At 53.2% G+C, this 26,419-nt stretch carries 30 protein-coding genes and 1 rRNA gene; 17 read left to right on the forward strand and 14 right to left on the reverse strand.

What is annotated here, in order from left to right:
* Positions 1 to 32 precede the first annotated feature (32 nt).
* From IGNI_RS00135 to IGNI_RS00150, 4 genes are all read left to right on the forward strand, one after another.
* Positions 33 to 734, forward strand: coding sequence for a hypothetical protein (locus IGNI_RS00135; RefSeq protein ID WP_011998059.1), 702 nt, complete (start codon positions 33 to 35; stop codon positions 732 to 734).
* A 52-nt stretch (positions 735 to 786) separates the two neighbouring features.
* On the forward strand, positions 787 to 1,161 hold the full coding sequence (locus IGNI_RS00140) for a hypothetical protein (protein ID WP_011998060.1): 375 nt from the start codon (positions 787 to 789) through the stop codon (positions 1,159 to 1,161).
* 34 nt (positions 1,162 to 1,195) lie between these two features.
* On the forward strand, positions 1,196 to 3,010 hold the full coding sequence (locus IGNI_RS00145) for an aldehyde ferredoxin oxidoreductase family protein (RefSeq protein ID WP_011998061.1): 1,815 nt from the start codon (positions 1,196 to 1,198) through the stop codon (positions 3,008 to 3,010).
* A gap of 539 nt (positions 3,011 to 3,549) precedes the next feature.
* Positions 3,550 to 3,966 carry a hypothetical protein gene (locus tag IGNI_RS00150; RefSeq protein WP_011998062.1) on the forward strand — a complete coding sequence of 139 codons (417 nt, stop codon included), beginning with the start codon at positions 3,550 to 3,552 and terminating at the stop codon, positions 3,964 to 3,966.
* 41 nt (positions 3,967 to 4,007) lie between these two features.
* Here the strand turns inward: IGNI_RS00150 and IGNI_RS00155 are convergent, their stop codons facing one another.
* Both IGNI_RS00155 and IGNI_RS00160 read right to left on the reverse strand, forming a co-directional pair.
* Entirely contained in the window at positions 4,008 to 4,340 is a 333-nt protein-coding gene (locus tag IGNI_RS00155; RefSeq protein ID WP_011998063.1) for a hypothetical protein, read from the reverse strand.
* Between the two features lie 83 nt (positions 4,341 to 4,423).
* Positions 4,424 to 4,663 (reverse strand): hypothetical protein, encoded by a 240-nt coding sequence (locus IGNI_RS00160; RefSeq protein ID WP_011998064.1) that lies wholly within the window; start codon positions 4,661 to 4,663, stop codon positions 4,424 to 4,426.
* A gap of 139 nt (positions 4,664 to 4,802) precedes the next feature.
* On the opposite strand from IGNI_RS00160, the gene hisE reads away from it, so the two are divergent.
* Complete coding sequence (hisE, locus tag IGNI_RS00165) at positions 4,803 to 5,111, forward strand: phosphoribosyl-ATP diphosphatase (RefSeq protein WP_011998065.1); 309 nt, start codon at positions 4,803 to 4,805, stop codon at positions 5,109 to 5,111.
* Complete coding sequence (gene hisH / locus IGNI_RS00170) at positions 5,095 to 5,685, forward strand: imidazole glycerol phosphate synthase subunit HisH (RefSeq protein WP_083756968.1); 591 nt, start codon at positions 5,095 to 5,097, stop codon at positions 5,683 to 5,685. Before hisE ends, hisH begins: the two co-directional genes overlap by 17 nt.
* On the opposite strand, the gene IGNI_RS00175 is transcribed toward hisH, so the two are convergent.
* On the reverse strand, positions 5,682 to 6,266 hold the full coding sequence (locus tag IGNI_RS00175) for a hypothetical protein (protein ID WP_011998067.1): 585 nt from the start codon (positions 6,264 to 6,266) through the stop codon (positions 5,682 to 5,684). The genes hisH and IGNI_RS00175 overlap by 4 nt on opposite strands.
* A 60-nt stretch (positions 6,267 to 6,326) precedes the next feature.
* Positions 6,327 to 6,433 (reverse strand): 5S ribosomal RNA (rrf, locus tag IGNI_RS00180).
* An 81-nt stretch (positions 6,434 to 6,514) separates the two neighbouring features.
* Here rrf and IGNI_RS00185 point away from each other — a divergent pair.
* Both IGNI_RS00185 and IGNI_RS00190 read left to right on the forward strand, forming a co-directional pair.
* Positions 6,515 to 6,904 (forward strand): hypothetical protein, encoded by a 390-nt coding sequence (locus IGNI_RS00185; protein ID WP_187145970.1) that lies wholly within the window; start codon positions 6,515 to 6,517, stop codon positions 6,902 to 6,904.
* Positions 6,901 to 7,389, forward strand: a complete 489-nt coding sequence (locus IGNI_RS00190) for an ASCH domain-containing protein (protein WP_011998069.1) — start codon at positions 6,901 to 6,903, stop codon at positions 7,387 to 7,389. The genes IGNI_RS00185 and IGNI_RS00190 overlap by 4 nt, the downstream gene beginning before the upstream one ends.
* Here IGNI_RS00190 and IGNI_RS00195 read toward each other — a convergent pair.
* From IGNI_RS00195 to IGNI_RS00215, 5 genes are all read right to left on the reverse strand, one after another.
* Complete coding sequence (locus tag IGNI_RS00195) at positions 7,386 to 8,600, reverse strand: hypothetical protein (protein WP_011998070.1); 1,215 nt, start codon at positions 8,598 to 8,600, stop codon at positions 7,386 to 7,388. The two genes, IGNI_RS00190 and IGNI_RS00195, sit on opposite strands and share 4 nt — an antisense overlap.
* Before the next feature lie 138 nt (positions 8,601 to 8,738).
* Positions 8,739 to 9,398 carry a hypothetical protein gene (locus IGNI_RS00200; protein WP_011998071.1) on the reverse strand — a complete coding sequence of 220 codons (660 nt, stop codon included), beginning with the start codon at positions 9,396 to 9,398 and terminating at the stop codon, positions 8,739 to 8,741.
* A gap of 70 nt (positions 9,399 to 9,468) precedes the next feature.
* Complete coding sequence (locus IGNI_RS00205; RefSeq protein WP_052569702.1) at positions 9,469 to 11,409, reverse strand: anaerobic ribonucleoside triphosphate reductase; 1,941 nt, start codon at positions 11,407 to 11,409, stop codon at positions 9,469 to 9,471.
* A gap of 162 nt (positions 11,410 to 11,571) precedes the next feature.
* A complete protein-coding gene (locus tag IGNI_RS00210; RefSeq protein ID WP_011998073.1) occupies positions 11,572 to 11,931 on the reverse strand; it encodes a hypothetical protein in 360 nt (119 codons plus the stop codon).
* A gap of 5 nt (positions 11,932 to 11,936) precedes the next feature.
* A complete protein-coding gene (locus IGNI_RS00215) occupies positions 11,937 to 13,751 on the reverse strand; it encodes a ribosome biogenesis/translation initiation ATPase RLI (RefSeq protein WP_011998074.1) in 1,815 nt (604 codons plus the stop codon).
* Positions 13,752 to 13,992: 241 nt separating this feature from the next.
* On the opposite strand from IGNI_RS00215, the gene IGNI_RS00220 reads away from it, so the two are divergent.
* From IGNI_RS00220 to IGNI_RS00230, 3 genes are all read left to right on the forward strand, one after another.
* A complete protein-coding gene (locus IGNI_RS00220; protein ID WP_011998075.1) occupies positions 13,993 to 14,160 on the forward strand; it encodes a chromatin protein Cren7 in 168 nt (55 codons plus the stop codon).
* A gap of 74 nt (positions 14,161 to 14,234) precedes the next feature.
* Positions 14,235 to 15,479 (forward strand): adenosylhomocysteinase, encoded by a 1,245-nt coding sequence (gene ahcY / locus IGNI_RS00225; RefSeq protein ID WP_011998076.1) that lies wholly within the window; start codon positions 14,235 to 14,237, stop codon positions 15,477 to 15,479.
* Complete coding sequence (locus IGNI_RS00230; RefSeq protein ID WP_011998077.1) at positions 15,473 to 16,366, forward strand: carbohydrate kinase family protein; 894 nt, start codon at positions 15,473 to 15,475, stop codon at positions 16,364 to 16,366. Before ahcY ends, IGNI_RS00230 begins: the two co-directional genes overlap by 7 nt.
* Positions 16,367 to 16,718: 352 nt before the next feature.
* Here the strand turns inward: IGNI_RS00230 and IGNI_RS00235 are convergent, their stop codons facing one another.
* Genes IGNI_RS00235 through pyrB form a run of 3 tightly spaced genes read right to left on the reverse strand, consistent with a single transcriptional unit; the run spans position 16,719 to position 18,780 of the window.
* Positions 16,719 to 17,381, reverse strand: a complete 663-nt coding sequence (locus IGNI_RS00235; RefSeq protein WP_011998078.1) for a ferredoxin reductase domain-containing protein — start codon at positions 17,379 to 17,381, stop codon at positions 16,719 to 16,721.
* Between the two features lie 6 nt (positions 17,382 to 17,387).
* A complete protein-coding gene (pyrI, locus tag IGNI_RS00240) occupies positions 17,388 to 17,861 on the reverse strand; it encodes an aspartate carbamoyltransferase regulatory subunit (RefSeq protein WP_011998079.1) in 474 nt (157 codons plus the stop codon).
* Position 17,862: 1 nt separating this feature from the next.
* Positions 17,863 to 18,780, reverse strand: a complete 918-nt coding sequence (pyrB, locus tag IGNI_RS00245; protein WP_011998080.1) for an aspartate carbamoyltransferase — start codon at positions 18,778 to 18,780, stop codon at positions 17,863 to 17,865.
* Between the two features lie 97 nt (positions 18,781 to 18,877).
* Here pyrB and IGNI_RS00250 point away from each other — a divergent pair, with 97 nt between their 5' ends.
* A complete protein-coding gene (locus IGNI_RS00250) occupies positions 18,878 to 20,920 on the forward strand; it encodes a hypothetical protein (RefSeq protein ID WP_052569704.1) in 2,043 nt (680 codons plus the stop codon).
* Here IGNI_RS00250 and IGNI_RS00255 read toward each other — a convergent pair.
* Entirely contained in the window at positions 20,869 to 21,291 is a 423-nt protein-coding gene (locus tag IGNI_RS00255) for a PIN domain-containing protein (RefSeq protein WP_011998082.1), read from the reverse strand. The genes IGNI_RS00250 and IGNI_RS00255 overlap by 52 nt on opposite strands.
* A gap of 67 nt (positions 21,292 to 21,358) precedes the next feature.
* Between IGNI_RS00255 and IGNI_RS00260 the strand changes: the two genes are divergently transcribed.
* The 5 genes from IGNI_RS00260 (at position 21,359) to IGNI_RS00280 (ending at position 25,566) form a co-directional block, all read left to right on the forward strand.
* Complete coding sequence (locus IGNI_RS00260; RefSeq protein ID WP_011998083.1) at positions 21,359 to 22,456, forward strand: cytochrome c biogenesis protein; 1,098 nt, start codon at positions 21,359 to 21,361, stop codon at positions 22,454 to 22,456.
* Between the two features lie 65 nt (positions 22,457 to 22,521).
* A complete protein-coding gene (locus IGNI_RS00265; protein ID WP_011998084.1) occupies positions 22,522 to 22,917 on the forward strand; it encodes a hypothetical protein in 396 nt (131 codons plus the stop codon).
* A complete protein-coding gene (locus tag IGNI_RS00270) occupies positions 22,893 to 23,678 on the forward strand; it encodes a hypothetical protein (RefSeq protein WP_011998085.1) in 786 nt (261 codons plus the stop codon). Before IGNI_RS00265 ends, IGNI_RS00270 begins: the two co-directional genes overlap by 25 nt.
* The gene (locus IGNI_RS00275) at positions 23,678 to 24,412 is read left to right on the forward strand and encodes a triphosphoribosyl-dephospho-CoA synthase (protein ID WP_011998086.1); all 735 of its coding nucleotides are present in this window, start codon (positions 23,678 to 23,680) and stop codon (positions 24,410 to 24,412) included. Before IGNI_RS00270 ends, IGNI_RS00275 begins: the two co-directional genes overlap by 1 nt.
* A complete protein-coding gene (locus IGNI_RS00280) occupies positions 24,409 to 25,566 on the forward strand; it encodes a class I SAM-dependent rRNA methyltransferase (protein WP_011998087.1) in 1,158 nt (385 codons plus the stop codon). The genes IGNI_RS00275 and IGNI_RS00280 overlap by 4 nt, the downstream gene beginning before the upstream one ends.
* Here the strand turns inward: IGNI_RS00280 and IGNI_RS00285 are convergent.
* A complete protein-coding gene (locus IGNI_RS00285) occupies positions 25,538 to 26,404 on the reverse strand; it encodes a CDP-alcohol phosphatidyltransferase family protein (RefSeq protein WP_187145971.1) in 867 nt (288 codons plus the stop codon). The two genes, IGNI_RS00280 and IGNI_RS00285, sit on opposite strands and share 29 nt — an antisense overlap.
* Between the last annotated feature and the right edge of the window lie 15 nt (positions 26,405 to 26,419).

Here is a 26,419-nt window from a genome sequence, read left to right on the forward strand (position 1 = left end):
TTAACTTTATGGGGTACACCGTGTGATTCGGGTTGGAGGCCGCACACACCAAAGGCGTTGAGTGTTTGGAGTTGGAGAGGTACGGCTCCGAAGTATGTCACATAGCTTCTATACCACTGGAGGCGTTGAAGGACTACCTCAAGTGTGAGGACTTGAAAGAGTGCGGGGGACTCGTTCAGAGTGCCTTCCTCTTAAGGGGCATATCGTATAAGAGCCTTAACGAGCTGGCCTCCGCGTGTAACTTACCACTACTTCAAGAAGGCCCGCGGGCGACGGAGCTTAGGATCTTGGAAGCTCTGGGAGCGAAAACTTTTAGCGAGGCGCGTGAGAAGATACTAGAATTGTCGAGTGATTTCAAGTACATAGAAGATACCGTAAATAGGTTGTTCGTAGTGCCCCAAGGCAAAATAACCGAGACCTTGGACAAGTATTGCCTTAAGTTTGGCCTGAACTTAAACGATGAGTTCTGTGAGATGGCTCTAATGAACGAATTCTTCTACTTCCAAGCTTTAGTAAGGTTCGTCGAGTGCAGAGCTAACGGAAACGCCCTTCCTACTTGTGAGTACTTGCTACCGAAGTCGCTGAGGGTCGAAGGGGTGCTAGCCCTCAAGCTCGACGACCTAGAGTGCTTGGAAAAAGTCGCAATGAAGCCTGAAGTCTCCGAAGAGACTAGAGAGGTGGTGAGGGCTATCCTCTCGCTGATAGAAAGGAAGTACGGCGTAGTATTACCGTAGCGCCTTTCTGAATTAGTCTCTAAAACTTACTAGAGTAAAAACGGGATATGCTTTGTGTAACCCCACCCTCGCTCAGCCAGTCGTCGTGATGAGGTCCTCTTACGACGGCTCTTGGTGGATCGTAGAAGGTAAGAGCGTTAGAAAGCTCCGCGAGGACGACCTCGTAGGCGCGCTGTCGGACTGTGAAGTGCGCGGTAGCGCGACCTACTGTCCTAAGGAGGCGCTGCTCCTCGTTTGGAGCAGGAACGGGAGTTGCGCAGTGGGCTTGAAGGGCGTGATCCCGGAGGACCCCGACGCTTGGTGTAACCTAGCGCGGCTGGCGGAGCTCTTGAGAGAGAAGCTTCCGGAGCCGGTAATAGTGGAAGACGTTTACGCCGCGGCTGCCCAACTAATTTGGAGCTCCGAAGGGGTAACGGCATCGACATAAGCTCTGTGATTGGGACAGTACCCGGGAAGCGTTTTTGGAAAGGAAAATCTTGTTTATAGACCTTTCTAGAACTAGGATAGATGAAGTAGAGGTTGACGATTACCTTCATACTAGATTCCTAGGAGGGAAGGGTTTCTGTACTTACTTTATATATAAGTACGCGCAGCCTTGTGCAGACCCCTACGGGCCTCGAAACGTAGCTGTGATCGCCGCCGGCGCGCTGGCCGGCTACGCGCCGGCGTCCGGGAAGACTTGCTTCGGTGCCGTGAGTCCTCTCACCGGACTGATTCACGACTCGTACGCGGGAGAGGTGTTAGGCCCCAAGCTCCGGATGGCCGGCTACGATGCAATAGTTATCACTGGGAAGTCCGAAGAGCCAGTTTACATCTACGTAACTGAGGAGGGGACCGAGATCCTAAGTGCCGACGACATATGGGGTCATAGCACCTCAAAGGCGACGAAGGTACTCAAGGAGAGACACGGAAAGAAGAGCAGCGTAGCCGTCGTGGGACCCGCCGCCGAGAACAAGGTTAGGTACGCCTCGGTGATAGTGGACTACCACCGGGCCGCGGGGCGGGGAGGGATAGGGGCCATCTGGGCGAGCAAAGGCTTGAAGGCTGTTGTAGTCAAGGCAGCCAAGCCCCTCCCAGAGCCGGCGCTGGGGAGGAAGGCGTGGAGGGAAGTGGCCACCAAGCTATACAAGAAGTTCCAAGCGTTGGGCTCCAGCTTCTCTAGGTACGGAACAAACAACGGCTTGGTGACTGCCGACAAGTTAGGTATGGCCCCGCACTACAACTTCAAGTACCCTCACCTGGGGGACGTAGGCGAGCTTAAGGGCGAGAACGTCGTAAAGCTCGCGAAGGGTCCTCACGAAGTAGAGGACCAGTCCGTCTTCGGTTACATGTGCCCCATAAAGTGTTCAAAAGTGGTAAAGGATGAAGGTATCAAAAGCGAGTACGAACACTTGGGCATGTTGGGCGCAGCAGACGGGATATACAAGCTAATGGACGTTCTCAAAGCGATCAAAATAGTGAACGATCTCGGCTTAGATAGCATATCCTCTGGCAACGTAATAGGTTGGACCGCAGAGAGCGAGGAGAAGGGGTTGCTCAACGGCGTAATGAAGTGGGGAGACGGCGAGAAGCAAAGAAAGCTGCTAGAGGAAATAGCGTACAGAAAGGGCATAGGCGCAGTCCTCGCGGAGGGGGTCAAGAGGGCTTCCGAAATACTGGGCTTCGGGAAGGAGTGGGCAGTCCACGTCAAAGGGTTGGAGGCCCCCGCTTGGGACCCCAGGGGACTGTTGGGCTTCGGGCTGAGCTACGCCACTGCAGACGTGGGGGCCAGCCACTTGAGAGGCTGGCCCCGCCCCCATAGACCTCCCACGGACAGCGCGCTAAAGGCGCTTGACTCCTTATTGTACGACAGGGACAAGACCAGCGTAGCTGATCACATGGGTACGTGCGTGTTCTTGGCTTACGACTTTCCGGACTGGAGCGAGCTGTTGAAGGTAGTATACGGCTTGGATTACGACACGGAGGAGCTTAGGAAGCTCTCCCAAAGGACGGAGAGCTTAGCGCGATTGTGGGCACTCAAGGTCGGATATACTAGCGACGACGACACCGTCCCGCCCCGCTGGATGGAGCCCGTGCCCAAGGGCCCCAACGCCGGCCTCAAAGCCTTCATCTCATGGGAAGACTTAGAGGTCTCTAAGAGGGAGTATTACAAGAGGAGGGGTTGGAGCCCTCGGGAAGGAGTTCCCCTCCCTTCCACCCTCAAGTCGCTAGACCTTCACTTCGCAGTGGAAGACGCCGAACTCCTCTTGAGAAAGCTAGAACCCGAGTATTACTAACCCCTACCCTTCCACTGGAACCCACTCTTTTCCCACAACACGCTTTCGCGTAAGAAGCACGCCCTCGACCTCCCTCAAGTTATACGCACGTGTAAAGGAGGGGTAGTTTCTTCTGGAGAAGGAACGAGCACCCCTCCCCCTCTCCCGCGCTACTCTAAACTTCAACCATCACTCTTGTAAAATTTTTCATAATCTATTAGATAGAAATCAGTCACGTTTTATTACGTTTCTCCTTGATTTTGCCCTATAAGGATCGATGCTTAGATGCAATAGAAATACACTATTTTGTTACAAACTATGTGAATAGATTATTAGACAAAACTGTTGTGTTGTTTTCAGTAAGAGTGATTTTCCAGAGGAAGCACCGGGGGAAGTTCTCTCCACTAAGCACCGGAGTATCACGGAAAAAGAGGTTTGGAGAAAAACTTAGGTGGGAAAAGAGTGGGTTCCAGTGGAAGGGTAGGGGTTAGTAACACGGGATTGTAAGAATCGCTAATAAAGCGCGCGATACGAGAAGTTAATGACGGGGGACCGAAGTTTTGGCTCCTGAAGACGAAGTCCGGGAAGAGGTGGTGGAGGAGACTCACAAGAAAGTGATGGAGGAGCTTGAAAAAATATACGAAGACGAAGAGATAGAAGTGTTCGCGGCCCCGGACGACAGCGAACTGGAAAAATTATTACTGGAAATTCTCAAGGAGAAGCCGATGAAGTTCAAAGAACTGAAGGAGGTGTTCTCGGCAACGGCCGGTGAGGACCGGCTCAGGAGGTCGTTGATGAAACTCTTGGAAGAGGGACGCATAAGGGAGTTGGAAGATGGCACTTATACAGCGATCGACGTAGAGGATATATACTCCACGGTAGAGGACGAGGAACTCATAGAAGACGTGTTGGAAAACGTGGAGGGCGAGGAAGAGGAGGAAGAACTAGAGGAGTTAGAGTTCGACGAGGAATTCTAAAAGAAAAATGAAGCTTATGCTCGAGAAGCTCCGCCTATAGTCTACGAACTGCTTTCGCTTCCTTCTTGTGTTAGCTCAGCTAGCTTGCGGCGCACTATTTCCGCCAGCTGGGTTCCATAGTACGTCTCTATCGCAGTGACGAGGTCTTCTACTACCTCCTTCTTTCTTTTCAATAACCTTAGGACCTCGTCGAAGTCGCTGCTCTCTAAGTATTTCTTCAAGTTTTCTGTTGGGTCCGGGTTATCGAACGAGGAGAACTTGTACTTGTTCTCCGCGGCCCAGACCAGCTTCCGCGCCTCCTTCGTAGTCCTCTCGTCTAGTAGGTGCGACGCGAGCACTACGTTGAATATTTGTCTCAAGAAGTCCGGCTTCAAGGGTCGGGGTCCCCATACAGGCCTCTTGTCATCCCCAAAATGTCGTTGGCGGTCCTACCCGGATTCTCAGGTCATTCCCGTTCCTACTCCTCTTGGACGCGCTGTTTATTCCGCTTTTGTTCGTAGAGCGCCTTGGGCATCGCTCTTATCTCACCGGTCTCGCTGTTTATTATAACGATATATTCCCTTCCGTACTTGTGCACTACGTGCTTGGGTATGTATATGTTAAGCGGCAAGGTGTAGTAGGTGTACTTGTAGAGCTTGTCGTTCACGACCTTCTTGCCCACTACTTCCCTCACTAACGCGTCTCTTACTCTCTCCATTTACATCCCCACTGACCTTGTGCACGCTTCTCAATTATAAGTTAATGTAAGCTTTTCCGCGTAGCAACGGAGTGATACGGGCCACCACCTCAGCGGTTGAATAAGGACCTTTTATCTCCGTGCTCGCGGGAGGTCTGACGTGAGCGACTTCCTGTCCGAATTGTGGCTCGTAATAAAGAAAAGGATAGAAGAAAAACCTCAGGGTTCCTACACAGCCGAGATTGTGAAGAGAGGTCTACCCTTCGCTGCTAGGAAGTTCGGCGAAGAGAGCGTAGAACTCATCGTCGCCTCTCTCTCGGAGCCTCGGGATTCCGTAATCTACGAGGCCGCTGACGTAATCTACCACTTGATGGTGTTGTTAGCCTTGAGAGGGGTGGACTGGGCTGAGGTTATCAAGGAGCTAGAGAGGAGGTCAAGGGCGAAGAGCGGTGCTGGCGGCAATAGTTAACTACGGAATAGGGAACTTATTTAGCGTTAAGAAAGGTTTCGAGAGGGCGGGCTTCAGAGTTGTAGTATCTAACGACAAAGAGGTCTTGAAGGGAAGCGACGTAATAGTGTTGCCGGGAGTGGGCTCCCACAAGGCCGCCATTGCTAACATGACCTCGTTAGGTATAGTTGACGTAATCAAAGAAGTTGACAACTTCAAGTTCGGGATCTGTTTGGGCATGCAATTGCTTTACGAAGAGAGCGAAGAGGGCGGGCTCAAGGGCCTCGGAATCTTGAAGGGAAAGGTGATTAGGCTTAGAGGAGTTCCCAAAGTCCCGCATATGGGGTGGAACACCGTAGTGGGGGAGTCGCCTCTGCTCGAGGGCTTGAGCGGCGAGTACTTCTACTTCGCCCATAGCTACTACAAAGAGTACGAGGGGAGGAAAGAGGAGGAAGCGGTCAGCGATTATGAGGGAGTCAAGATAACGGCGCTTGTCTGTTCAGGGAAGGTCTGCGCGACCCAGTTCCACCCCGAGAAGAGCTACGTTAACGGGGTACGACTGCTGAAGAACTTTTACACGTATGCGAGGCGCTAGAGCGGTAAGACCTCTTCCACCTCTTCCGGACTCAGCCTGAGGGCGCCCATGCGGGCGTAGCCGCCGATGTCTATGTTGGTCATCTTTCCGTTCAACACGTCTCCCCTCTTTAGCCTCACTGATACTTCCTCAGCGTACAGCAAGGCGTTCAGAGTTTTGATGACCTCTGAGAACCTTCTCCTCCTCTTAAGGGAGGCGTTAGCTCTGACAGTTATGAGGGAATACACGTACGAGGGGAGGTTGTGGAATACTTCGTCTTCTGAAACTTCCATGAGGACCTCTTTCCCCTTTAGGGCCTTGTTGGGCCAGAGGTAGCGGACGTCGTCCCCGTAGAGGAACCTAAGCACTTTGACGGTCTCCTTCATCACTATTAAGAGGTCTACGACGCCCTTGTACGACAGCCTCTGCGGCTCCCTCTCCACTATCTCGTAGTATTTGCCTCGCCTCACTAAGGGGAGGCCCAAGCTCTTTAGCGTCCTGATTGCGGCGCGGAACTCGTACTCGTTTAGGTTTAAATCCCTCCTTATGGACGCTATGTCCTCCTTCACTTCTATTCTCCGGAGGATCTCTGAGGCCCACACTCCTTGTAGCCCCGAGAGGGTTGTGAGGGGGAGGAGTTAAACGGTTAGAGGCCCGGTCCCAGCACGGGGCGGCTGCGGCGCCTCTCGGACGCCACTGCCGGACCCCGCGCGACCGGCTTAACTTCCGGGTTCGAAATGGGTCCGGGTGTTGCCCGGTCGCTGTGGCCGGGCCGGGCCGTGTCCCAGCACGCAGGGCTGTTATTAAACTTTGTGTTGGTTAGGGAGGCCGGGCCTCGGTGAAGTATTGTTTGGTCTTGTCCGTCGGCTATGGTGTTGCACTGTTAACGTTGTGGACGGCCTTGTCCCTAGCTTGGGGTTTGGTAGACTTCAACGCGTTGGGCTTCCTACCTTATGGCGCTATACTGTCCGCCCTAGTAGCGATATTGGGCGCCCTCGTCAACTGTACTTTCGAAGCTCTGGGGAACCTCTTAGGCGTAGAGCCCCCTACCTCAGTACTGGCTGGGTGGACTTTAGTCATGTTTACGTATTTCGTAATTACAAACCCACCGCCCGCCGGTTTGGGAGAGTTCGTATGGGCTGTAGGGAGGGCCGCGATGTTCGTTTCTAACGCGTTCCCCGCTTCGGACTTGTTTTATGAGTTGGGCAACTTTACGCTAACGGCGGTGGGGCTGAGGTGATAGAGCCTCTGGAGGACCCGGAGACCCCGGTGGTACTGCTATCAATAAAGCCTAGGTACGCCCAGAGGATCCTCAGCGGCATGAAGAAGTTCGAGCTGAGAACTTGGATAGGCTTGAACCTCTACAGCGGTATGTTAGTGGTGATGTACGCTTCGGGCAACGTGAAGGCGATAGTTGGTGAGTTCAGGGTAGGGAAGGTTTACAAGGGCAGGCCCGAGTTCGTCTGGGGGCGCTTGATCGAAGAGGGGGGAGAGGAGAAGACCGGCGTAGGGGAAGAGGACTACCTTTACATAGCTAGGGCGAAGAAGGCCATGGCCCTAGAGGTGTTGGAGCCTAAGGTGTACAAGAGGCCGCCCAAATTGGAGGAGATAAGAATGATAATACCCGGCTGGCTCCCCCCTATGAGCCACACTTTGCTCGGCACCGGCGACCCCCTCTGGGAGATGGTAATTAAACCCGTCAGAGAGGTTTCCGAGATACCTTAATCCTCAAACAACTCCTTACCTCCGATTTTCTTCTTAATTTCGTATAGTAACATTTTGTTCTTGGACTTTAAATAGTCTATAAATTCGTTTCTCCTAGAAGGTTCCATAAACCTCAATAGCATCGCGACGTACCTGGTCCCTCCAGGCTCTTCCAACAAACGCTTTACAACTTTAGTGGTGCGCGACTTCCAATGAGGGTGCGAATAGTGGGCCAAGGCTTGGAGCACGAGGGCAGCCTGGTCCTCGCTCAGCTGTAACACTAGGTCAGGCTTTTCTATTAGCTCCTCTACAGAGATGCTCTTCGAGAACGCCCAGCTCACGAAGGCGTGAGCGGCCTCTGGGCCGACATAGGCACTGACCAACGTCGTCAACTCCTTTCTGAGCTCCTTGTTACCACTCCGCAAAGCGTCGTAGAGGTCCGGGTACGCGTTATACAAGGCCAAGGCTAAGCTCGACCAAGAGCGTGGCGTGGGGTAGGGCTCTAAGAGCTCCGTCTCTTCTGGGAGCTTGATCAAGTAGTCTCTGAAGGACTTGAGGAACGCGCAGACCTCCTTAGCCCACGAGTCGTTGTAGCGCTTCTGCATGTAGTTGCACCACATGTCCACAGATGGTTCCTTAACGTTAAAGACTGCCAACCTGTTCAAGAGCGGGAGCGGTAAGGGTCTGGCTATGGAGCTGTACTCGGGGGGGTTACCCAAGGCTATGACAGGCTTCCTAAAGTAATACAAGTTAACCTTTTCTGACAGAACGATGTCGTAGGCAGCGCTAAGTACGGTATCGTCGTTTATGTTCGTAAATTCGTCCAGAATTACCAGCCCCGCCTTGGCTTTCCTCAATACTTTTGCCCAGCGAGGTATCGCGTAATCGAAGCTCTTATCATTCTTATCTGGAAGGGGGAAGCCGCTCAAGTCCTCGGGCTTGACCATGTCTAGCCTAAACAATACCATAACGAACGCCTTGTTATAGTCCTCGGGCTCGGCAGAGTTCTCGTATTCCCAGAACTTCAAGCCGGCTTCCTCGGCCGCGCCCTTGGCCGCCTCCACGACTGTTTCGCTCTTACCTATTCCGGGCGGTCCCACGTACAAGTGATTCGCACCGCACGACTTCTCTAGGATCCTGCACTTGAGGTAGCTCTTAACTATCTTGCCCATAGATTCAATGTCTATGCTCTGTGCGCTCCTTATCAAGGCCCCTCTCGTGCTGCTCGCCATGGTCCACCCGCGCCTTTTTATGTGGAAGGTTAAAGGTGTAAGGCGCCCGACGGGCTCTCCCCTCACCCGCCGCCCCTTGCGGCGTGAGGGAGGCAGGGTCGCGAGACGTACGAAAAAAGGCTTATGAAGTTGACCGCCTCAGACCGTCCCTAGCAGTATAATTATCATTGCTATAGCCCTCGCTATCAACGTGTATGACAAGGCTACGTTGATGTGCGTCAGTTGGACACCGACTATAACCACCAAGCTGGCCACGGCGTATATCCACAGACCCACTGCGAAGAACAGTGCCGATCTGTCGCGGGTCTCTAGGTACGCTTTGAAGATGTAGTAGCCTATTATGAGTGGTCCCGCCACTAGGAAGAGCAAGTGTGGGACGTGGAAGCTCCACCACTCGAACCTCAGCCTGTACATGAACGCTATCATCGAGCCTACGAAGAAGTAAACGCCGGCTCCCAAACCAAGCAATGTCAGCAGCTTAGTCTTTGGATGGTCTATTGCTCTCAACATAGAGTACAACACGAGTATCAGGCCGGCCGTCTTGAAGGGTACCCCTACGGGATACGTGAACGGCAAGTGGAAGATCCCTCTCGCTATGACCTTACATAGGAGCTGTGCAAGTGACAGCAGTAGGACGCCTAAGCCGAAGAGCCTTAGCCAGTCGAGCCCTAGCACTTTTGCTCGCCAGAAGGCTAGTATCGCCACTACGAGTTCAGCTATACCTACTATGAGGCCTAGCTGGAGCAGCGTAGCTGGGTCTAGTAGGGCTAGCGCGCCGATTCCGCCGGCCGCAGGCATTCCCTTACCCAGAGGCTGGGGACCAGGAGAAAATATAAAAATATAATTTAAAGGATGACGAGCTACCTCGTTACATAGGCCTACCGTCCTCGAGGCTGTACACAGCGAGCTTGCCCTTGTTTAAGCTGTTGTCGTAGTGGGTCCTCATGCGGAACTCCTTCTGCCTGAACGGGTTCCAGTTGCTCACCGGCCTGTAGTAACCTATTATTCTGCTCCATATCTCCGTCTTGGCTCCGCACCTCGGGCACCTAGTGTAGAGGCCCACAGTCTTGTGGCCGTTCTCGCAGACGCTTATGGCCGGCGTATAGCTCCAGTAGACCACTCCGGCGTCCATGATCTTTTGGGTTAGCTTCGCGAGCGCCTCCGGGTCCGGCTGCTCGCCGAGGAATATGTGCATCATTACTCCTCCGGTGAACCTCTGTTGGACCTTGCCCTCCCACTTTATCCTCTGCCATAGAGTTATGCCGTGGTCGTAATAGGGCACTACGCTGGTGGAATACATGTCGACCCCTTCGGGCACGTATTCCCTTACTTCGGGGTAATGCTTCAAGTCGTTTAAGAACAACTTTGCCGCGGCGGTCTCTCCGGGTACTTCCTCAACGTTGAACGGCTCGCCCATTTCGATGGTTAATCTGGAGGCTATGTCAGCCATAGTCTTTATCATCTTGTCCTCCAGTTCTATTGCCTTCTCCTTCGCGCCTACGTCCTCGCTGGTCCACACTTCGGGATCTCCTAATAGGATCGCCGCGGCCTCCGGCATCCCTATTGCCCCTATAGTGTTGAAGTGGGTTCTCGTCCACTCGGGGCTGTATTCCCACACCATGCTGTAGAAGTTCCTATACGTCTTCATCAGCCTTAGGTAGTGGTTCCTCCACCAGCTCAGCCACTTGGCCACCAGCTCTACTCTCTCTTCCAGTATCTCGAAGAAGGTCTCCACATCTCCCCTGGCGTCCAAGGCTATTCTGGGCAGGTTAACGGTGACCACGCCGATGCTGCCAGTTATGTCGGGTATGGCCCACATTCCGCCCAGCCTGCCCTTTGCCAACTTCTCTAGCTCTTCCTTCCTTTGATCTTCCAACTTCTTCAGCCTCAACCCTCCCATGAATGCCTTGTTGACTTCGTCCTTCTTTACTACGTAGCGGCAGCACATCGCGAACGCGGAGTCAGGGTCTATAACCTTGGTGTTGAGCCAGTAGTAGCTTCCCATCTTTGCAGCAGTCACGAAGATGGCGTCGAAGAGTTCGGCGTCGTTGTAGAAGTCCTTGGCAGTGGGCATTAACGTCGGTATGGGGAAGGTAAACGGCTGCCGGAGCGAGTCGCCCCTCTGGAGGACCTTGCCCAGCTGGATGAGCCACCTGCGGGCCTCGTCTAAGTAGTCTCCCAAGAGGTCTCCGGTGGAGGCGCCACCTATTATTACGGGTTGGTCTAACATGTACTTGCTTTCGGTGTAGGTTACAGTGATGTTCGTGAAGGGCGTTTGCATCCCGGGTCTCCACGGCAAGTTGAGTTCGTAGTAGAGCGTCTGGATCCCTTGCCTTATTTCCTCGTCGCTTAGGTGTTCCTTGGCTATGAAGGGCGCTACCCACAGCTCCACGCTGCCGAACGCTTGGGCGCCGGTCCAGTACTGCTGCATCATAGCTAGGAAGTTAGCAGCGTGGGCCATCGCTACTTGGTAGTGCCTCGCCGGGCCCGCCACTATGGTGGGGGTCTTCAAGCCCTTCTTCAGTACTCTGGAGTAGTCGTTGCCGTTGCAGTAGGGGAGGAAGACGCTCTGGGGCAGTTTGTGTACGTACACTACACCTTCTTTGTGAGCGCTTATCATGTCCTTGGGCATAACGTCCTCTACTACGTGTTCCCAGAGGTACCTCTCGGCCGCTTCTAGCAGCAGTTTGTTGGGACCCTGGTACTCGTTGGAGTTGACGCTCCTACCCATCATTTCTTCGAGTACGTTTCTAGGCTTCTTGACGTTTGTAAACCCGAGAGTGGTTAGGTGGTCGCCTACCCTAGCCATTCGCGGTCGCCGTTTAGTGTTAGAATGCTTTGGACGAATCAATAAATAGCGTGCGTTACTTGCGTGATACTAGGCTAAAGAGGTAGCAGTAGTACGCTTAATGCCTTCTCGAGATAAGATTGAGAATGTCGAAAGTCTTGCTAAACCCTCTCATATTTAATTTCATTCTAAGCTCTTTTCAAACTTTTTGATCTCTTTGATGTGTGAAGCTATCTCGTCCGGAGAGACGTCCACCTTTCCTTTCAAGGCTAGTTTCAACAGCTCCTCTAAAGCGTCCCTTTCGTCGAAGACGCCCACCAGCTTGTAGAACTCTTGGAGGAGCGCGGCGTCCCCTACTGGCTCTAACTTAGAGAGCTCTAGGAGCTTCTTTCTGAGGACCCCGAGCTCATCTAAGATTTCCCTTATCCGCTGGTTGAGTTCGAAGTCTGCTGGAGCTTCTTCTAGACTCTTAATTATCTTCTTGAGTTCTTCCAACAGTTCGCTTTGTCTCTCGGACGCTTCTACGTATTCATCTACACCCATGGCCGCTACTCCCTCGCCGGCAGAGTGTAATAATACTCGCCTATGGATTTCTGCATCCTGTCCAAGCGACTCCCTTCTTTGTTTACTCTAGGCCTCCCCGTCTCCGGGTCCCTCCTAAAGGTTATTCCGAGCTCCTTTAGGAACTCGTTCATACCCCTCCTCAAGCTGGTTGGGGGCTCTGCGACGCCGTGCTTACCGGGCTCGCCCTTGAACACCATTACCCTATCCGTTATTAGGTCTATCATCACCAAGTCGTGGTCTACGACGAAGGCCGCCGCCCCGGAACCCTCTACGATGTGTCTTATTGCGTCGCCCACCGCGAGCCTCTCCTCGACGTCCAAGAACGCGGAGGGCTCGTCCAGCAAGTATAGGTCGGCCTCTTTTCCTAGAGTAACGGCCACGGCGAGCTTCTGGAGCTCTCCGCCCGACAAGTGCTTAACCTCCTTTTCCAACAATCTATTCAACCCGAGCCTCTTCACCACTTCGACGTAGTACCAACTGGAGGTGTCCAAGAAGTCGCTTCTAACCTTTCTGAGGACGTCCTTAACGGTCTCGTTTTTTCCGAACATTTCGTGTGTAACGTACTGGGGCTTATACGCGAGCCTCAACTGCGGGAGCACGAAGTCGGCATTGTCCGGCTTGAGGATGCCAGCTATTAGTTTGATAAAGGTAGATTTACCTATTCCGTTAGGTCCCAATATACCTATTATTTCCCCTCGATGAATCTCGCCAGGGTTTACCTCTAGGACGAAGTCGCCTAACTTCTTTGTCATGAACGGCCACTCCAAGTATACTTCAGTTGAGACTACCTTCTCCCTGAGCTCTGGGTTAACAAACGTTATAGGCTTGTCCCTTATCCTCATGTTTTCGCTGGGCAAGAACCCCCTTATGTAATGGTTTATCCCCACCCTCGTGCTATAGGGCTGTGATACTATTCCATAAACCCCCGGCACGCCGTATACGATGTGAACCAAGTCGGACAAGTAATCTAGGATTGCCAAGTCGTGTTCTATTATCAGCACGTATCGGTTGGGTGGGACGAACTTCTTAATCGCTCTGGCCATATTTATCCTCTCCTTTACGTCGAGGTAAGCCGCGGGTTCGTCGAACGCATAAAGGTCAGCGTCCTTACTTAGGACCGCTGCTATTAGGAACCTCTGGAGCTCGCCGCCCGAGAGCTTCCTTACGTCCCTCTCCCATAGGTGGGCTATGTTTAGCGCTTGCGCTACTTCCCTCGCGATCCCCCTCTCGTCCACCCGCGCGAGCAGTTGGCCTACCGTCCCCTTCAGCAGCTTAGCGGCCTCCGCTACGTACTGTAACTTGTACGCAACCCTTATCTTCCCGTTAGCCAAATCTTTCAAATAGTTGAATAATTCGGTCCCCCTGAATCTCTTTAGGACCTCGTCCCAAGAGGCCTCTTCCTTGCCTAGGTTGGGTTTCAAGAGACCGCTCAAGATCTTCAGCGAAGTGGACTTGCCGGCGCCGTTTCTCCCTATGATGCCCGTGACTTGTCCCCTCTTGGGGACCGGTAAGCCGTAGAGCGCGAAACCGTTCTTGCCGTATCTGTGGACCAGCTTCTCTTCCACCTCTTCTGGCAAGTTCTCTATGTGAATCGCTTGGAACGGACACTTCTTGATGCAAATCCCGCACCCAGTACACACTAGTTCGTGTATTATCGGCTTCCCGTCCTCTCCGAGCTCGATCGCTTTGTTCCTCCCGGTTTTATTTATTGGACAGAATCTTATGCACTCGTAATTGCACTTGTCCGGCTTGCACAACTCCTTGTCTATTACTGCTACCCTAGGCACTGTCCTCTCCAAACTCGAGCCCCACGAAGGAGCATTTTTAAAATTGGGCGATGGAGGGCGCGGGCTCTAACCTCACGTAAGTCACGGAAAATACTCACATCGCCTAATATTTCGAGCTTAGGATTTTTTGATGCTACAACCTAAGGAATCTTAAGGATTCATGTAATGCTAGTTTAAAGGTCTCAAGAAATAATTTATAAGCACGGTGAGCCAGAAGGAATAGTGGGAAAGAGAAGAGGGGAGGTGAGAGGAAATGCCCAAGTGCCCTAAGTGCGGCGCGGAGGTTAAGGAGCCCATCAAGACTTGGGTGTTGGCTCCCAAGGGAAGGAAAGGAGTGATAATAGGCCTCTTCAGGTGCCCCAACGGGCACTACTTCAGGGCGAAGGTGGGCGAAGCTCCTCCGAAGAAGGAGGCAGCCTAAGGGATCGCCAACGATCCTCGCTCAACATAACCCTTTTTTCACCTTTAAACAAAACTTGGCCAGGGTTTCGGTATATGGGCTTCAAAGTCAAGGATATAAGCTTGGCCGACCAAGGGAAGCTGAAGATCGAGTGGGCAGAAAATCACATGCCAGTGGTAGTGGGCCTCAGGAAGCTCTGCGAGGAGAAGAAGGTGTTCGAAGGTAAGAGGATCTCTGCAGTACTCCACGTTACCAAGGAGACTGCAGCCCTCGTCCGGTCCCTCAAGTTTTGCGGTGCTGAAGTGTACCTAGCGGGCAGCAACCCTCTGAGCACACAAGACGACGTAGCGGCAGCCCTCGCACAAGAAGGCATAAACGTCTATGCGTGGAAGGGCGAGACGGAAGAAGAGTACTGGTGGGCTATTAAGAAAATCATCGAAGAGGGCGACCCAGACCTTGTAATAGACGACGGCGGCGACCTCCACGCTACCATACACAAGGAGTATCCGAAACTGGCTGAGAAGATCATTGGTGGAACTGAGGAGACTACGACCGGAGTAATAAGGCTAAAGGCTATGGAAAAAGAGGGTGTCTTGAAGTACCCAGTGATAGCCGTAAACGACGCGTTTACGAAGTTCCTCTTCGATAACCGCTATGGAACCGGTCAGAGCACCATAGACGGTATACTGAGGGCGACTAACATTTTGTTGGCGGGCAAGGTCGCAGTGGTCGCGGGCTACGGATGGGTAGGGAGAGGAATAGCTATGAGGCTTAGAGGCATGGGGGCGCGCGTAGTGGTTACTGAAGTGAACCCGTTAAGGGCGCTCGAGGCCGTTCACGACGGGTTTGACGTTATGAGGATGGACGACGCAGCCAAGATAGGCGACCTGTTCGTCACGGCTACCGGTAATATACACGTAATTAGAAAGGAACACATACTCAAGATGAAGGACGGCGCAATCCTCGCAAACGCGGGCCACTTCAACGTAGAAATCGACGTGAAGGCGCTTGAGGAGATAGCTATATCTAAGAGGAGGATAAGGCCTTACGTCGACGAGTACAAGCTCCCGGACGGTAGGCGGATATACTTGCTCGCTGAAGGACGTCTCGTAAACCTGGTCGCGGCGGAAGGCCACCCCAGCGAGGTAATGGACATGAGTTTCGCTAACCAGTTCCTCTCCCTTAAGTACTTATTAGAGAAAGCTGGCGAACTGGCGCCTAAGGTTTACAAGGTTCCCGCCGAAATCGACGAAGAAGTGGCAAGGCGTAAACTGGAAGCAATGGGCATTAAAATAGACAGCTTAACGGAAGAACAGGTGAGGTACCTCAACTCATGGTAAGGATCGTTGTAATTGGAAACATTAACATAGATATAATAGCTTTCTTGGACGAGCTCCCCTCAATAGATGAGGGGAGGGAAGCTAAGGACTGGCGGGTGCTCCCAGGAGGCTCCGGGGCCAACTTCTCAGTCGCCGCCCGTAGCTTAGGGGCCGACGTAGAACTCTACGCCGCCGTGGGGACCGGCACCTTCTCTAAAAAAGTCGTGGAGGAGCTTGAGAGGGCCGGAGTCAAAGTCTTCGGCCCTCTGAAAGAGGGCGAACAGTCGATGGTGTTCATCGCTTCCACTCCGAAAGGAAAAGTCATGTACTCGCTGAAGGGCGTGTCCCACTCGCTAAGGCCAGAGGAGCTGCCCGAGAGGTTCGGTGCGGACGTAGTCCACGTTGCTACCAAGCCTCCCTCCTTTGTGGAGAAGTATCTCTCTACTGAGAGACTCAGTTACTCGCCCGGAACTTACGCTTTCGAAGAGACCGAGTCCGTCAAGCGACTCGTGGGAAGGGTTGACTTTCTATTCTTAAATAAGTCCGAAGCAATGAGGTTGGGGCTGTACCCCGAGCCCGAAGTCCTCCCGAGGGAGGCACTCGTTATTACGCTTGGTGGCAAGGGCAGTCTGGTATATACCAGAGGGGGGAGGGCATATTACGTTGAGAGCTTGAAGGTGGAAGTAGTAGACACTACTGGGGCCGGCGATGTGTACGCAGCGGCTTTCTTGGTTACGTATCTCACTGAAGGCGATATAATCAAGGCGGCCAAGGCTGCCAGCGCGGCCGGCGCGCTCGCGGTAACCGTTCCCGGAGGTCAGATAATGCTAGATGTCCAGAGCTTGAAGCTCGCGGCCTCTAAGGTCGGAGTGAGGGAGATGAGGAAGAGTCCGACCCCTGAGGGGTGAGGAGAAGGGGCTGCTGGCCGATCCTTTCAAAACCCGAAGTTACGCCGGTCGCGCGGTAGCTCTGGGATGGGAGGCCCGTTTCCGCCGACCCCGGACAATTTGGTTAAGGCCATAGTATTAGGTGCGCTTGTGGGAGCCGTCGTCGCCGTAATAGTCGACTACAAGCTCAAGAAAGGCTGATCAGGGGGCGAGCTCTCCTCACCCTTCGGCCGATGGCGTATACATCATCCTCTCTTCTGGGCGCCTTAACCAAGGGATAGATTAATAATCCTCCATTCGCTGACCTCCCGAGTACCTCGGGCCTTACGCCCGCTGTGCGCTGGTGGGCGGATGGGTCCGAGGTCTCCCGGCCTCAGCCCAACCTAAGCCACGGCTCCTTGCAGAGCAGCTTACCCTCTAGGACACACGACCCGCATATGCCTATTCCACACTTTATCATCTTCTCGGTACTGTAGTAGCCCTTCAGCCCCATTTCTTTTGCCAGTACCTTGAGTGACGAAATCATAGAAGGTGGGCCACAAGCGTAGACGTCCCTCTTCTGGGGGCGAAGCTTGAGGAGGTCCACAACCGTACCCTTGAACCCCAAACTCCCGTCTTCGGTGGCCACTTCGTCTATTCCATCGATTTTCGGCACCTTCTCGGCGCTCTTGGCACCGAAGAGGAGTTCACCTCCCCAGAGCTCCTTCATGTAAAGTAAGGGAGCTATTCCTACCCCGCCTCCCACGAGGAGGGGTTTGCCCGAAGGGACGGGAGCTTGGCGGCCTAGGGGGCCTAGGAGTCCTACTTTATGGGCCGTGTAGAGGGCCGCAGTGGTCCTTCCCCTAACTTCTACTATGAAGCGAACCGCGTCGCCGCGGTAGCCCGCCACCGAAAGGGGAATCGCCTCGTGGCCGGGAACCCACACCATGAAGAACGTCCCGGGAGGGGGAGCTTCTCCATGATAGCTCACGAACGTTTCGTAGATTCCCTTCGCGAGCTTACGACTCCTCAAGACCTCCTCTACCTTGAAGCTCATGCTATGTCACCTCAAGTTTATGTAATTAGAGACCTCTTTCTCTTCTATTATTTCTCCGCAGTAGTGACACTTCAGTTTGAGCGGCCTCTTCGAGACGACCAAGAACTTAGACTTTATAGGCTCCCTCTTAGACCGGGAAATACACGAACTGTTAGGACAAGTTAAGATACCCTCGACCACGTCGGGAAGCGTGACGCCTCTTTTCTCCACTACTTCTCCGTTCCTTATTATGTTAATCGTCGCGGTGGGCGCTATTAAGGCCAACGCCTTGGTCTGCTCGTCGCTTAGGTAAACGTTCTCTATTTTAACTATGTCTTTTCTCCCGCCCAACTTCTTTGAGTAGACGTTCATAGCTATGAGAACCATAAAGCCTTCGCTACCGTCTATGCCGAGGAGCCTCAAGACCTTTAGTGCCCTTCCGGGAGGCAAGTGGTCTATTACGGTGCCGTTGTTGATCTTGCTTACTTTTAGCTCCTTCACCTCAGACCACCCCCGCACTCCAAGCGAGCGTTGCCATTCTCACTGGCACGGAAGCAGCCACTTGGTCGAAGTAAGCTGCGTGGGGGGTCGAGTCTATTCTCACGTCCAACTCGTCCACACGGGGGAGCGGGTGTAAGACGATCAAGTCCCCCTTCCCCCTCTTTATCAGGTCTAAGGTTATTTTGTAGCTACCTTTAACCTTCTCGTATTCTGAGGGGTCCGGAAACCTCTCCTTCTGTATTCTGGTTACGTATATTACGTCGACGTTAGGAATGACATCCTCCAACCTATCTACTTCAAAAACGTTGAGACCCATAGATTTTAACTCTTCTAAGAACTTGATTGAGGGTTTGAGAACTTCGGGGGCTACTAGGTAGACTGACCTAGGTTTAAACTTAGTCAACGCCAACAGGAAGCTCCTCGCCGTCCTAGCGTACCGAAGGTCCCCCACGACAGCGTAACGAAGGTCTTCGAGCCCCCCTTTCCTCTTTCTGACTACGTAGAGGTCTATGAGCGACTGCGTTGGGTGTTGGTTCTTGCCGTCGCCTGCGTTAATTACTGGGTTTGCGGCGACCTCGCTTGCGTACTTCGCAGAGCCGTCCAAGTTGTGTCTGATCACTATTATGTCGCTAATCTTGTCTAAGACTTTTATAGTGTCGTATAGGCTCTCACCTTTGACGAACGAACTGGCTTCCTCGCCGACTATTGTGAGCGTGTGGGCACACAACCTCTTGGCGCTCTCTTCGAACGAAAGTCTCGTTCTAGTGGACGGTTCGACGAAAAGGAGTGACACTGTTTTGTTTTCAAGGGCACACCACTTCGACTTATGAAGTTTCTTATATTCTATGTCCTCAGCGAGTTCGAATATTTTGATCATGTCTTTCTTATCTAAATCCAAGACGTCTACGACGTCTGGCAACTAACGCCCGGACTGCCTTGGGATGGGAGGTAGAAAAACGCGATTTTTCGTCAAGCTTTCAAAGACCCTTCAGATCTCCACGAAGGAACCGAGGGAAGTGATGAAGTGGCTGGTACCGTATCTGCTGATATCTCTGTTTACCCAGCACCACTACGACTTCACGGTCTTCTATTACTCCGTTCTGCTCATGCTAATGGGCGTCAGCCCGTACGACGTGAACTCTACGGCTCCGTGGATCTATTCGAACCCCGTGACTTACCCGCAGTGGTACGCTTACCCTCCATTCGGTTTAATAGCCCTTTCGGTCCCCTCCTTCCTCCTTTACGAGTTAGGATTACTAAATATGATGACGTTTAGAATAATACTTAAGATAATATTATTGCTTTCGGCCTTCTGGATAGCGAAGCGTCTAGAAGAGGTCCGGAAGGGAAGCGGCCTCGTATTCATAAAAAATCCCTTAGTGTTCTTCGTCACCGCCGTCCACGGGATGATAGACGTTCTAGCTGCCGCTTTGCTGCTCGAGGCACTGTACAAGTTGAACGGCAAGGGTCGCTATTGGTGGGCATTCTTTGCGTTGGCAATAACGACGAAGCAGACGACGTGGATAGTTATACCGGCCTTGGTCGGCCTCGCCTTGAGGTTGAGGCTCTACAAGGACCTCATCAAAGGCTTCGCGTTAGCCGCTCTGATAGTAGTGCCTTTCATTTCTCAAGGTTTCATAGATAACGTCTTAACATTTCACGGGAGCAGGCCTCCAGCCTCGCTGGGGTATACGGGAATCCCTCTAATCACTGTAGCCGGCGACTTGGCCACTTTCCACATAGCTAACTTGGTAGCGCCGTGTTTCGGTAAGCCCGTGCCTAGGAGCGGTTGGGGGTCTCTGGTCCTCACCGCAGCCCTCGCCTCAGCCATGATATACTCCTTTATAATTTCGTATAGGGGAAGATTCGCGAGATCTCTAGTTATATCGTCCTTTGCTTTCATCCTTTTCAGTAAGGTCGTTAGTCCTCAGAACTTGTTGGTTCCGTTAGTTATCTTCATGATATTGGGTGTTCCATCGAGCTTTATGTACCTAATGGGTTTGCTGGCCACACTAGTGGACGCCTTTTTAGGGACCGCTTACTCCGTGCTCGGTTACTTACCGGAAGACGCGTTGAACGAGTTGGGGACGAGCATAGTCATTCTGTATAGGTCTAGCCTCTGGCTCTCTAACCTCTCGGGATTTGTGGGCCTCTTCGCATTGGTGCTCTATCATCTTATCATAGTCACGATATTATTCTATATCTTGAGAGAAAGGATAGGGATAAGGAGATTCGCTTTGCTTTATGTAATATACTTAATTCTCGTTTTAAACAGCGTAACGATCGGGGGCAACGTTCAAAGGGTCGCGGGGGTCCACGGGGAGCTCGTGAACGCTAGAGGAGCGGTCGTCTGGATATGGTTGAACCCCTTCAACGGCTTTAGGAGCGGCGACTACGCTCGCCTTCCCGGCGCCACAGCTTACTGGGAGTACACTTATCCCCTCGCACTACAAACGGTGAAGTGGCTCAAGGACCACGGCTTCAGTTACGTAGTGTTCCCTTTCACGCTCGACCGGTATAGGCTCTACGAGTACGTCCCTTGGCTCTTCGCGCTGGTCAGCGAAAGGATGCCCTTTGCTTGGCTGGTCGTAATAAGCGACGACGTCGAAGAGTACTTGAGCGGTCACGCCAGCGCCCCGCCCGGGACGAACGTTACCGAAGTCTTGAATGAGGCGTTCAGAGCCACCCCATATTACTTGAATATGAAGATATTGGAGACATCGAAGAGGTTGAACGATATATTTAAGGAAGCTAACGCTTCTAGGGCAGTAAACGTTATCTGGAAAGAGATGAGGTGTCCGATAAGCTACTTGAGGGACGAGAGGGGGTTACCCGTGATATTTCTTATAGATAAGACCCACTCGGGTAAGGTCCTCTCCAACGGGACCCGGTACGCGGTCGTTCACCCTAAAAACGTCGTTTTTATTAATGACTATTATGAAGGCAATGTGGTCTACGGGACCCCGATCACCCCGGTCAGTAAGGTCGGCTTGGAGGAGTGGTTGCTTCAGTACGCGAAGAAGTCTTCGCTGTACAGCCTCCTCTGCGCCTCGCGATAATAGATTGTGGGCACCTTTCTCAACAGCCTCCTCCGAAGTCCCTTGTCAGCCGTGGCCACGGCTAAGCCATACCTTAGGGCAATCGAAACTATGTCGTCGTCGGTCCTCCTCTCGAGGTTGGCGTTGAGGATCGGACACTGCTCCAAGACTATAGGAAGGACGAGCCTCGCCGCCCTCCCTCTCTTGCTCTGCTCCTCGGAGATCCGTTCCAGCTCTCGCAAGACCGATGGCGTGACGGCGCACAAACCACCCATTTCCTCTATCTGGCCTATAACGTCTATCCCCTCAGCTATGAGTAATAGTACCGACGTATCGGCTATTACTAGCCTCCTCTTGAGGCGCTCGAGCTCACGCTCGTCGAGGACCCTCATGACCCGCGACGGCTCTACCTCAACAAGGTAAAAACTCCATGTGAGTAAACGGGCGCGGGTACGTAACGTGAAAGCGCTTGTCTACATATTGGCCCTACTGATGGTAGCAGATGGCATCCTTAGCTCTTACATCGCGTTGAGAGCGCCTTATCCCGCGGCAGTCCCCCTGGGCAGCCCGATGGCATATAGGAACGTTTACCTCCACGTGCCGATAGCGTGGGCTACATACGTCCTCTTCATCATAGCGTTCATACTTTCGATATTGTACTTAGTTACGCAAGACAAGAAGTATGACAAGTACGCCGCGCTCTTCGTCTACACTGCTCTGGTATACGCCTTCATGGTGTTAGCCACGGGGAGCGCTTGGGCCCAAGAGTCTTGGGGGAGCTTCTGGAACTGGGACCCTAGGGAGACCGGCGTACTTATTCTCTTCATAGCGTACTTGGTATACGTAGCGATCAGGAAGAGCGTTCAAGACCCGGACCGCCGGGCGACGATATCAGCAGTTTACTCAATCGCGGCCTTCGCGACAGTCCCCATAAGCTTCATAATGCCCTACGTGATGGAAGGCTCCTTACACCCGACGCTACAGGCTACCAAAGGCTTCATAACACAACCTCAAGTGTCGAAGTTCTTCTTTGCTAAGGTACTGCTGACGGTTATAGAGGCGGTTCTCATACCGGTTGTCGTAGGAATGGGATATTCGAGGGAGTTCTTTAAGGCGGCTGTAGCGACAGCGGCGATACTGCTCGTCGGCGCGGCTCTCGCTTACCCGTGGGGGCTCACTGGGAGGGTCGTGGAGGCCAAGCTCCAAAGCGGAACTGCTGAGTTGACTGCAATATACAAGGGAGAGAAAATTAAGATAAAGGGAAGCTTGGAGCTCGTAATAAACAACAATGGACAGAAGATAAAGGTAGTTGTAAAGGACACCGAAGGCCTGCCCAAACCAGAGTTCGTGACCGTGCCGGGCTTCGCTAAGGGGAGTAACCTTACAGTTAACTACGAGGGTCGGGAGCTATGGCCTACCGCGCTAGGTCACTTGGTCAAGGTTGAAAACGAAAGGGCGGTGGCCCTCAATCCCTTCTGTATACCTTGGACCTTGTTCATCTATGCTATAGGCTTCTTGATTTTAGCTTACGTGTTGCCCAGAGAGATCGCCTATTAATGGACGTATTTCTAACGCTGCCCTAGGGACCCCTTCAAGGGGGCGCTCAACGGGCGTGATGAGGGATGGTGTGCCCTTACGCTAAGGTAAAGAGCATCTTCAGGAAGAAAGTAATCTGCGAGCTGCTGGGTAGCGAGGTGAACCACAAGAAGTACCCGTGCCTAAGCGGCAACTACGAGCGATGTCCCATTTATGAGGAGTTTAAGCACAGAGAGGGAGCCAAAGAGACGGAGCTAATAGCTCCGACGGGCAAGGAAGCGGAAAGCGACGAACCTTTGGAAAAGATGGTCAACGAGGAGGTAGTCAAGGCAAAGAGGTTCTACGACCCCAAGAAGGGGGAAGAGCCCCCCACTTGTTATGATTGTCTTTACTTTTCGCCGACCACGCGGTACTGTTTGCTTCTAAGGAAAAAGGTCCCTAACCCTGAGGAGCCGGAATGTCGCCGCTCGAAGGCTTCCTAGCGGTGTATCGGGGCTTCGTCTGGGTGGTCAAAGGGGTTGACGTCTGTGAGGAAGGCGTAATAGCTTACCCCCGTTATGACCTTAAGGGGAGGAAGCTAGAGAAGGACGTAGTGGATAACTTAGTTCGGAGCGCCTTAGAACTTACGGACTGCGCTCCCAGACCGGTCCCCTTACTCCCCCTAGGCGAGACGGAGCTCGTGGACCCTAGACACTTGCTCGAGGCGGACCCCGCGGCTAAAGACTTCGCCTCCCTGTTCCCGTGTGAGGTCGGACTGACGGGCTCTCGTGCTTTGGGAATGGGAGGAGGGGACGTCGACTTAGTCGTTTACGACGAGAGCTGCTTCAACGACGTTATAGAAACCTTAAGGGAACTCAAGGCTAAAGGCGAGATAGGCCCTTACGAGGGTAAGTGGGACGCCCTTGGCCCGAGGGCGAGGCGCAAGAGGAAGGAGTATTCCGTGTTGGAGGGGGTTTGGAAGGGAATACCCTATTCCATAAGGCTTGTTAAGGGGCCTAGGTCTCCTAGGAGGCCCGTAGCGGTGGCCCAAGTCATTAGGAGAGGCGTCGTCGTTCGCTCAGACCCCTATACGCCCACCCAAATAGTGCTGCACGACGGAACGGTGGTCGAGAGCTTGCGTCTCCAGCACGCGGAGCTCCCGAGGGGTTATGAGGTCGTTATCGAAGGAATCCTAGAGGTGAGGGCGGACGGGGTGAGAGTATCCTTACCTCCGGGAGGAAGGTTAGAGATACTTGCTCCTTAGTGTCCCTGGCAGTAGCTCTGGAGGCCGGCATATGTAAGCCCGGGAACGTCTGTCCGGAGAGGGCCGGAAGCTTCTCATATCCCGACATACTAGTGGACGCCTTCGAGCTCCAGTGGGCGTGTCGCCTCTCTCAAAGGGGCGCCCCGCTGGGACTGGTTTACCGCGAGGCCTTGGGGGCTCAGCGGAGTACCCTTACGGGTTATGTCATATTAGCGGTACCCCTAATGAGACACTTGTCGAAGGGGTTGGATGCGACTAAGCGCGCTTTGGAAGATCTGAAGGCGAGTAAGGTTTACGACGCACAGCTCTTCTTGAAGTCCCTCTCGGAAACCGGCTTAAGCCACTACAAGAAGGTAGAAGGCTTCGTCGACGCCGACGAGTGGTGGACATTCGAGGGAAACCTCTGGGACCTCTTCCTCTACTTGTCGAAATTTGACGACTTGTTTAGAGAGATAGTTAAAGGATATCCGTTAAGCTTGGAAGGCGCCCTCCGACTAATTCGGGAGGGTTATTCCAAGCGCACGCTCGAAGGGCTGCAGCGCTTCGTGCTTTCTAACATTATAGACAGTTTGGTGGCTCGCAAGCACGGCTACAGGGTGGCCTTGGGGCTCAATAGGGCCGCCAAGGAGGGCTACCACAGTTGGTACATCGAGGATAAAGGGATAAACCCGGGGACCGCCGCTGACATAATAGCCGTTTCAATACTTCTGGCGCTGGCTGAGGAAGCGAGATGAAGGTGGAAGTGACGTCTGAGGCAATAAGGAAGGCTAAGCTAGTCGGGCCGGTAATATATCAAAAGCACGTTAAGGGGAAGGCCGAAGTAGGCGAGCTCGTTGAGGTCGAAGGCGAAGGGGGGAAGCTCTGCGCCCTCTGGGACGAGACCGGCCCCGTGAGGCTCAGAGTGCTGTTCTGGCACGAGTGCCCGGGATCGGTGGAGGACGCCATTCGAGAGGCCTTAATTAGGGCTTATAGGACTAGGGAGGCGAACGGCTCGGCCTCTTGGGAGGCCTACAGGCTAGTCAACAGCGACGGCGACTCCTTCCCCGGCCTAATAGTTGACGTCTACAAGGATTTGGCCGTCCTCCAGTCCTCCTCCCTAGCTATAGACAAGCACATAATGACCATAGCGAAGATAGTGAAGGACGTGACCGGGGCGGAGGCGGTGGCCGAGAAGAGCTCCCAGAGGGTCAGGGCCAAGGTGGGCTTGCCCCCTAGGGAGGGCCTCTTGATAGGCAACAAGAAGGAGACCGTGGTGGACGAGGAGGGGGTGAAGTTCAAGGTGAGCATAGAGGGGCAGAAGACCGGGCTCTACTTGGACCAGAGGGAGAACCGGGTTTACGCGGAGAGGTTCTCTTCCGGCTCTAAGTTCTTGGACGCCTTCTCCTACACCGGCGGCTTCGGCCTCCACGCCTTGAAGGCCGGCGCGAGGGAAGTAACCTTCGTGGACGAGGACCCTTGGGCTTTGAGGGTTCTGAGGGAGAACTTGAGGCTGAACAACTTCGACGAGGGGAAGGTGAGAGTAGTTAGGGAGGACATCTGGAGTTATCTGAGAGCTCGACTCAAGAGGAGGGAAACCACAGAGGTCGCGAGCTACGACCCACCGGCGTTCATCCCCACCAAGGAAAAGTTGGAGGAGGGGATGAGAGACTACATGAGGCTCTACGTTTACGCTTTGAAGCTCGCGGACCCCTCGAGTGTGGTGATGTTGTCGTCTTGTTCTCAACCGTTTACGAGGGACATGTTCTTGTGGACGATAGCTAAGGCCTCTTACTTCAGTAATAGGGAGTCTAGAGTCTTCGCGGTTAGGGGTGCTTCAAGGGACCACGTATTTCCTCCCGGCTCCACTTACATGGAATACCTCAAGTTCGCCGCCCTCTCAGTATTTTGAAATAGTAACAACACCTCACGAACCACAAGAGCCAGCTCGCCAGTCCCTTCCCTACTATGAACGAGAGTAGAGCTGCGGAATCAATGACAGAGTCTGCCTTCGATAGCGGAAACTTCTCGCCTAAGGCAGTCACTTTCAATATCAAGTATACGAGCGCCAGTCCGCCGCTCACGCCCAAGGTCCCTACGGGGTCCCACCAACCGTAGAAGAACAGCACAATCGTTATTGCAGATAAGTTAAAGCCGACCCAGAATGACCTCAACGAGTTGCTATAGTACAGCCTCTGCGCTATTGTTAACCAGATGAGCGCGGTGATGCCCGCGGCTACGGCGGGTACGTACCTAAAGTTCTCCATAGTGGTAAAGTGTTGCTCTATCAAGTAGACTAAGATTAAAGAAAAGAGCGCGAGTAAGCGGTCGCCCCTTTCCATAATGCCCTTTCCCGCCAGCGCTACGCCTTCGCTCTCGGCGGCGGCCCTTACGCTCGAGATTATTATGGAGCCCGTAATCCATAGGTATGTAACAGTCCACGGGACGCCGAGCGCGGGGAGCGAGTAGAAGATTATGGTGTCGTTTAGGCGGTCTACGGCCGAGTCCAAGAACGCCCCGGCTTTGGAAGTCTTTCCCGTCAGCCTGGCTACTGCCCCGTCTAAAGCGTCGAACAACGTTGACAACAAGAGGAAAGGGAGGGCTTCGAGGACCATTCCTTTCCAGACGAGGTAAGTGAAGGTGGCTGCGAAGGGTATGCTGAGCAAAGTTATTACGTTTGGCGAGAGTTTGGATAAGGGCCTAGCCGCGAGCTTGAGCAGTCCTTCTGTGCGACCCCTCAGTTTTTCCATCAATCCCCTCTCCTC

It is taken from the genome of Ignicoccus hospitalis KIN4/I (genome assembly GCF_000017945.1).
GTDB lineage: Archaea > Thermoproteota > Thermoprotei_A > Sulfolobales > Ignicoccaceae > Ignicoccus > Ignicoccus hospitalis.